The sequence below is a fragment of the Armatimonas sp. genome, assembly GCF_031410135.1.
GTDB lineage: Bacteria > Armatimonadota > Armatimonadia > Armatimonadales > Armatimonadaceae > Armatimonas.
In genome coordinates, this window is sequence record NZ_JANNYP010000524.1 from 1 (window position 1) to 7,462 (window position 7,462).

Sequence of the window (7,462 nt, forward strand, 5' to 3'; positions counted from 1 at the left end):
CGATGCGAACGTTGCGCAGCTCCATCAGCGCCCGTCCTGGGGCATGTTGGGGTTGATCGGGTTCGGTGTCGCATTCGGCTCAGGAGTTGGTGCCGGTGTAGCCTGAAGTGAAGCAGGTGTTGGATTTTTCTGCTCCAGCACAGTACGTAGCGCCTTGAGCTCCTCGGCCTGCTTTTCCACTTTTTCCTCAAGGACAGCGAGGCGCTTCTCAACCGTCAGCGTTCCCTCGGGCACGGGAGTCGGGCTTGGGGTAGGAGCGGGTGTTGGGGCCGTCATTCCTGGCTTCTTGATGGGTTCAGCACGCTGGCGCGTAATCCAGTAGCTCACGCCCCCCAGCATCACCGCAGGAGCCAGTGAGACCAGGATCATCGTCAGGAGAGGCTTGTTTTGCTTCCCATCGGCCCGTGGCTCAAAGGCCTTGACCAGGCTGATCGAGAGCACATAGAGCCCCGCCATCGGGATCGCCATCATGATCATGGTCACGGGGTCGTTGGAAGGCACAAAGATCGCCGAGAGCGCCGCGATAACCACGACTGCATGCCGCCAGTACGTGGTCATCAGTGTCGAAGTCAGAATCCCAACACGTGCTAAGAAGAGCAAGATCACCGGAAGCTGAAAGGCGATTCCAAAGGCCAGAATAATCTTCATCGCCAGCAGAAGATACTTTGCCGCATCTTGTAGCAGCTCCGCCTTGGGGATCTCACTGATATAGCCGACCATCCAGTCAAAGGCGAGAGGCAGCACGGCGTAGCCCGTCCCGATTCCCGCCAGAAAGAGCAGCACGGAGAACGGGGCCAGAAACTTCACGGGCTCGCGCTCTTTCGCCGTGAGAGCAGGCTTGATAAAGCCCCAGAGCTCCATCACCAGCATTGGAAGCGTGATCGCAAGGCCCGCGAAAAAACTAACCTGAAGTTTCAGAAAAAAGGCATCCTGAACAGAGTCAAGCTTAATGACACCGATCACGTCGGCTTTCAGCAAGGCTCTCTGTAGAGGCTCATTGATCAGGTTGTAGAGTGGCTTGAAGAAGTTATAGGTGAGTACCATTCCCCCCACCAAATAGAGGATCGCACGAAAGATACGATTACGTAGCTCAGCCAGGTGCTCGACAAGCTCCATCTGACCATCGGTAGGGAGAGGTTTCTTTTTTCCAAATAGTGCCATAACAAGCTTTATTATATCGGCGAAAAAAGACCCCTCTGAAATTTCAGAGAGGTCTTACGAAAGGGGCTAAAAACGACTATTTTTTAATCGTCGCCGCCGCGGTTTTCACCACAGGGGCAGGAACCACAAGCTCCACAACTGTAGTGGAACGGAACTTGGCAGGAACCTTAGGAGATTCCATTTGCTGGCCAGACTGCATACCACCAAAGCCAGCCCCATCACCGCCGCCCATGCCGCCAGGCCCACCGGGTCGTCCTCCGCCCATGCTGCCCATTCCAGCGGCACCAGGCATGGACTTCCCCCCCCCCATTCCACCTGGGCCACTCATCATGCCGCCCATACCTTCACCGTCGCCACCCATCATGCCGCCCATGCCACCACCGACACCGGCCTGTGGAACCATCGCGCCGAGGATATCTGAGGGTGCATCCCCCTCGACTTCGGTGATTGTCTCTGTCTTGATGATCTTGCCTGCCTTATAGCTAAACCAGATCGTGCGATCCATCTTGACCTTGGCTTTTTCGATCTTACCCGCGCCGCCAAAAATCTGGACATTAGCTCGCTGCGTAAAGGTCTGGTGGATCTTGGCACACTGGTAACCGCTCTCCCACTCCAGGCCTTCCAGAGTATTATCTACCGTCACCATGGTCGGCGTATCTAGTGTTGCCCATTCTAGGAGCAAGGGGGCTCGTGTTGTCCACTTCTGACCGACGCGGCGCTTCCCACCCAGCTCAATCATAGGCAGAGCAACATAGGCTCCGGGACGTGCTCCATTGGCAATACCAGGATCCAGAACTTTCCCTGAGGAGTTGACAGAGCGGTAGCGCGATTTGAAATCATAGATATCTTGCAGACGAGCGGAGCCGCCTGCGGAGATTATGGTTCCATCTTGAACGCGATCGCGAATAAAGAAATCGCTGGCTGCTAGCCGATCTTCGGTGGTACGGATGTAGTTTGCCTTGACGGTCTGAACGGGAATGCGGTAAGGACCGGCAACATCACCATTGCCAAAGGGACTTGCTCCCCCGCCGCCCATCATTCCTCCCATACCACCGTCGCCGCCCATCATGCCACCTTGGCCCATGCCACCAGGCATACCACCTGGGCCGCCCATCATGCCACCTTGGCTCATGCCGCCAGGGCCGCCGGAGCCACCCATCATGCCGCGACCACCACGACCCATGCCGGGGCCACCGCCCATGCCTTCACCGTCGCCACCCATCATGCCACCAGGGCCACCCGCCATCCCGCCCATCGTACCGCCACCACCCATACCACGTCCCTGGGAGGAGTAGCCACTGCGGCGCTGGCCCATCACGGTGTTCGTGGGGACTTTGACATCATTGACATACTCAAGATCAGTGCGTTGTTTGTACTGAACCTGCTCACCTACGGCAAACCGGTAGGCGAGTGTAATTCCATCGGAGGGCATGCGCAGGTCACCACGATTGTTCACCGTCAGGGTCAGAGTCTGCTTGCCGAGCTTCTTGTTACCCGCATCGTAGGCGATCAGCTCCAGCGTATGCGGACCGTCATCCACACCATCAAGGATCACGTCTTTTTCCGTATCACGGACCTTGGCTTTGGTATTCCACAGGAGAGTTACCATCATCCCGGCCTTGTCGGTAACAATAAAATCAGTATTGACAGCTTGCCCCTGCGTCGGCACCATTACCCCGGCGCGGAACTTACCATCCACACCCAAAGAGAGATACTTAACCCCTTCGAGTGCTTGACGGGGGATGCGAATCTTGACGGTCTCACGGACGGTTGCACCATTCTGTGGCCCCGCGACCTGAAAGGCAACCTGTGCCGATGAGACAGCGGCCACACCAAGGGTGACCAAAAGCGTACCTAATGCCTTGCTCTGCATACGATCCTCACTTCATAAACTTTCTGTTCTAGCGTGAGCCAGGGAGCCCCGCTGGCCCCCCCTGCCCTTCAATAATCTGCGTCCCAGCCGGAAGAGCAAAAAGTGCCTCCGGAATACTTCCATTGAGTTTGATTTGCGAGGCCAGCATGGTCTGCATCCCCCCCGCATTTCGTATCTCAAGCTTCACCGGAAGGGTAAACCCCGGCGTTGTCCCTAGATACACCACGGAGCCCGTGCGTGGGTTTTTATAGACATCACAAGCGATTCCGGCGACGGTTGCCTTTCCCGTCTTTTGTGCTCCCGCCAGAACCTCGCTGGCCTGCGCAAAGACCGTACTGAGTCCATCCTCAATCTTGAGGTTCATCTTCTGCGCCGCTTTGTTTGCAGGGATAAAGAAGAAAGCCCCTTTTTCGTTGACCACATAGCGCACTTCTCCCAGTGCTTTATCTTTGTAGTCCAGACGGCCTTTCACGCCACTCACTGTGATCTGAAAGACCTGCGTGTCTTTGGGGCCATCTTTAGGAGCCATTACCATCGTCACGGTGAACTGTGCCGTTTTGGCAAGGCTCGACCGTGAGAGAGAGGACTTCTTTTTCCCGGTTGGTTGTAGTGCTTTCTGCATCGCTTACACCTTGTTCGACCCGTCTCCTGCCTTTTCCTTCAATCCGTGGAGCGTTTCGGGGAAATTTTGTGGCAAAGTTTTTTTCGAGAGCTTTCCGCCCCCCCGACGGTACGCACATGTCGCCCCCAAAACGCACTCCTCGCAGCGGGGCTGCTGGGCCACACAGACCCGCCGTCCGTGCCGAATCAAGTGGACATGGTACGAATAGACCTCGGCATCTTTGAGCTGGCTCTGAAGCGCATTATGCGCCTTTGCCTCACCAAGTTTCTCCTCAATCAGCCCCAAACGATGCGAGACGCGAAAGACGTGGGTATCCACTGGGAGCACGGGCCGCCCTAGTGAGAACATCAGAACGCACGCCGCGGTCTTGGGCCCCACGCCGTGAAAACTATTCAGAAACGCCTTCGCTTCTTCCGTGGGTGTGGTCTTAAGGAACTCCAGACTGGTACTTCCAACACGCTCGTGGATCTCTTGTAAGACTGCCCGAATGCGCGGCGCTTTAGCATCGGCGAGCCCCCCGCACCGAATGGCATCCGCGATCTCGCGCACTTCGGCCAAGCGCACGTCGTCCCAGCCCCCTGGAAACGCTCGACGAAGGCTGTCAAAAGCCCGCCCACTATTCACATCCGAGGTCGCTTGCGAGAGAATCGTTTGCATCAGCGCATCAAGTGGCTCTCCGTGCGAGCGCCACACAAGTGTCCCGTACTCTTGGTCAAGCTGCTCCACCACCCACCCTGCTGTCGCTTTTTTCAAACCGAAATTCTACCCGAAACCGCCAACATGAAGATGCCAAAGACCGCCAGAAACCGATACAATCACCGTTAAAACGGAGAATCATGATGCGTGTTCTAATCGGAGTGGATCAGTTAGAAGGAGCCAAAGAGGTATCGGGGTGGGTGCACAGCCTTAGCTTCGGCAGCTTAGTAGAGGAGTGGGTACACATCGTCCCTCAACAAAGTGGTGTTGTTTGGGCACTAGATCCTTTTCTGGCGGCAGATCAGACAGAGCGTCTCCAAGAGAAAACCGCTCGCCAGATGGAGCGCGATCTGAAGCAGCGCAGTGGCAGTGCCAGTGTGCGGGTAAAGATTGGCACCCCCACGACAGAGCTTCTTAACCGCGCCGACGAGACCAACACCGACTTGCTAGTGGTGCGTGGCTCCAATAAAAATACCCTCTCCGCTTTTTTTCTCGGCAGTATCGCTCGTGCCCTCGTTGAGGGTGCCTCCCAGAGTGTGCTCCTCACCCGAGGCTCCGCACCCCAAGGCCCACTGCGTGTGGTGGTCGCCATGGACCACTCCGAGTATGTAGAGAAAGCGCTGGAGAAGCTCGTGAGCTGGGCACCACAAGGCATCGGACATCTCACCGTTCTGTATGTGCTCCCCGCTCCCTACAAAGCTGATATGGATCAGCTAGCCCAAGAGATCGCGCACGAGGCCTACGGTCGCCCGGTTCGCACACCTGAGGAAGTGACTGAGGCGGCAGCAAAGGCGCTCGGGGTGAAGCTGGGCTTGCCTATGGAGGCCATCCACAGCGTGGTTGCCCATGGCTCCGTCTCGCAGGCAATCGAGACAACTCTAGATGCCTCCGATGCGGATCTTCTGATCCTGGGTGCAAAAGGCCACAGCTTCCTGGAGCGCCTGACCCTCGGAAGCGTCTCGTTCCGCTCCGTGACCACCTGCCCCAAGAGCGTGCTCGTGCTCCGAGCATAATCAACTACGGAGTGTCGCTCTCGCCCCAGGAACGCGTTCTGCTGTAGATATGGCGACGATAGCCTGTGCTCGGCCCTCCATAACGGAACATCGCCGTAAACTCGGGGGGCGTGTCGGGCGTGGGGCGCTCGTTGCGGTAGAGCACGGAGACCAGTGCACGGCTTAGGTCAGCGGCGCGGGGTCGCCGCGCGGAGGGCGGGTTGTTGGCGAAGGTCAGGGACCAGAAGCGCTGCTGATTTGTGGGATCGAGCGCGTCCAAGGTAAGCGACACATCCTTGCCGTCCCCGCGCTGCCACACACTCTCACGCGGTAGCGCGGCGAGAAGTCTGAGCACCGGGCGCAGGTTTCGGCTTCGCACAAGCTCCCACTCCGCGATCCCATAGAGCGCCTTTGCCCCGTTTGTCACAAACGGCGAGTCTAGCTGCTCGTCGGAGAGCAGGCGTGCCATCTCCAGCAGCTCGTCCAGAGGCAGGGCAGGAGCCAGTGCACCCGCCCAGCGCGAGAGCAGACGCGCCGGGACTTCTTGGGGACGCCGACGGTAGAAATCGGGCGTGCGGAGCCGCAGAAACCCACCCTCCTCTTGCCCTTTCTCCACATCCCAGCGCATCAGGGCCGCATCGCCCACTTTGCAGAGTGCCTCAAAGAGCGAGGCATCACGAACCGTCAGAGAGCTTGTATCGTAGAGGCGGGTGTAGTGGTCACCGATCACATCGCGCCCCGTTGCCTTATGAATCGCCTCCAGTAGCTCCGCCGTCGTTGCACGCCCCTGGAGCACGGCATTGGTTTTATCGTAGCGCCGCGCGGACTCCGGCGCGATGCTCACTCGCGTCTTGCTCCATACCTTGCCTTTGTGCTGTGCGTTAATCTCCGCGTTTCGCAGAGGGCTGTCTTTGTGCTCCCCTGCTGCCAGATTGGTGTCGCCGAGCTGGAAGTTCTGAAACTCTCCGAGCTGAAGCGCCACGCCCGAGCCGCCACGCAGGGTCGCCTGGCCGTCGGCCCCGCGCACGATCTGAAGCTCGACCACGGCGCGGGCATCGGGGACGCTCGCGGGAGCCGCACCACCAGACATGGACTCGGGGGGGCCAAAGCCAATCCAAGCCGTTCCATTGGTATTGAAGCCCACTCGCGTCGTTTTCTCCTGGGCACGCAGAATCTTCTCCTCCATTCCCTCGGGAAGGCTGCGCTGCGCCGACACCCCCTCATCGGCATCTCCCCAAGGCGCACTGGCGGGCGACCCGCCAAAGCGCAGTTTCTGCCCACTACGGAGCGCGGCGGTCTCTTCCGGCGAGAGTGAGAAGTAGAGCTGCGCCGGTCCCCAGCCCAGCCCACCAATCTTCTCGCCCTCTTTGCGCCCCTGCACTTCCTCCAGCGAGAGCCCGAGTAGGCTCTGGTAGCGCTCCCGCATCTGGGCATCCAGCGCGATCAGAGCGGCATCCCGATCCCGGTTGCGTAGCTCTTCTTCGAGAAGCTGGGCACGGAGCGGCTGCACGAGCCGATAGCGATAGGCTCCCTCCTCCCCCGAGCGCTCCCAGGTGAACCCGAGCAGCTCCGCCACCTGCCGCATGACCTCTCGCAAGGGGCGCCCCGTGCAAAAAATCGTCAGGTTGTCATCGGCCACGCCCCGTCCCGCCGAGAGCATAATCCCCGTCTCCTCTGAGAGCTTCTGGCAGAGTTGGGAGAGCGATGTCGCTTTAAGTCGAAGCGTGACTTTGCGCTGAAGTCGCGCATCCACGATCTGCCGCTCCCGCGCATAGCCGACAAGTGCCTCGCCGCCTGCTGTCAGAGCCGCCACCCGTGGCAAAGGCACGTCCACAAAAGAGTCCCCCTTACCTACCGTCGGAAGAAGCCGCGCCAAAAGCGCACTGGCCTCATCGGGCTGGAAGCGGGCCGACCAGCGTGTCAGCGAGAGAACGGGATCGGGATTGAGATAGAGCAGCTCGTCTCCAGAAAGACTCAGTCTTGCTTTTGCCAACGCTGCCAAGTTTGGTACTTTCGTTTTTTGTGTATTTTGTGCTCGTGCCATTTTTGTCGGCGGTACGACGGCCTGCTTTTTGTCTCTTGGTATGGGTCGTAGGGCAGAACGAGTAGGCTCCGTCG

The 7,462-nt window shown here is 58.7% G+C and carries 6 protein-coding genes; 1 reads left to right on the forward strand and 5 read right to left on the reverse strand.

Going from position 1 to position 7,462, the window contains the following annotated elements:
• Positions 1–24: 24 nt before the first annotated feature.
• The 4 genes from tatC to nth all read right to left on the reverse strand — a co-directional run bounded on the left by tatC (position 25) and on the right by nth (position 4,409).
• Positions 25–1,161 (reverse strand): twin-arginine translocase subunit TatC, encoded by a 1,137-nt coding sequence (gene tatC, locus RMO15_RS19535; RefSeq protein ID WP_309715700.1) that lies wholly within the window; start codon positions 1,159–1,161, stop codon positions 25–27.
• 76 nt (positions 1,162–1,237) lie between these two features.
• Complete coding sequence (locus tag RMO15_RS19540; protein ID WP_309715703.1) at positions 1,238–3,034, reverse strand: hypothetical protein; 1,797 nt, start codon at positions 3,032–3,034, stop codon at positions 1,238–1,240.
• Positions 3,035–3,062: 28 nt separating this feature from the next.
• Positions 3,063–3,656 carry a hypothetical protein gene (locus tag RMO15_RS19545; protein ID WP_309715706.1) on the reverse strand — a complete coding sequence of 198 codons (594 nt, stop codon included), beginning with the start codon at positions 3,654–3,656 and terminating at the stop codon, positions 3,063–3,065.
• A gap of 3 nt (positions 3,657–3,659) precedes the next feature.
• On the reverse strand, positions 3,660–4,409 hold the full coding sequence (gene nth, locus RMO15_RS19550) for a hypothetical protein (protein WP_309715708.1): 750 nt from the start codon (positions 4,407–4,409) through the stop codon (positions 3,660–3,662).
• A gap of 83 nt (positions 4,410–4,492) precedes the next feature.
• Between nth and RMO15_RS19555 the strand changes: the two genes are divergently transcribed.
• Positions 4,493–5,365: a universal stress protein gene (locus RMO15_RS19555; RefSeq protein ID WP_309715711.1), complete on the forward strand. Its 873-nt coding sequence runs from the start codon at positions 4,493–4,495 to the stop codon at positions 5,363–5,365.
• A 4-nt stretch (positions 5,366–5,369) separates the two neighbouring features.
• Here the strand turns inward: RMO15_RS19555 and RMO15_RS19560 are convergent.
• On the reverse strand, positions 5,370–7,462 hold a 2,093-nt coding region (locus tag RMO15_RS19560; RefSeq protein ID WP_309715714.1), incomplete at its 5' end, for a hypothetical protein.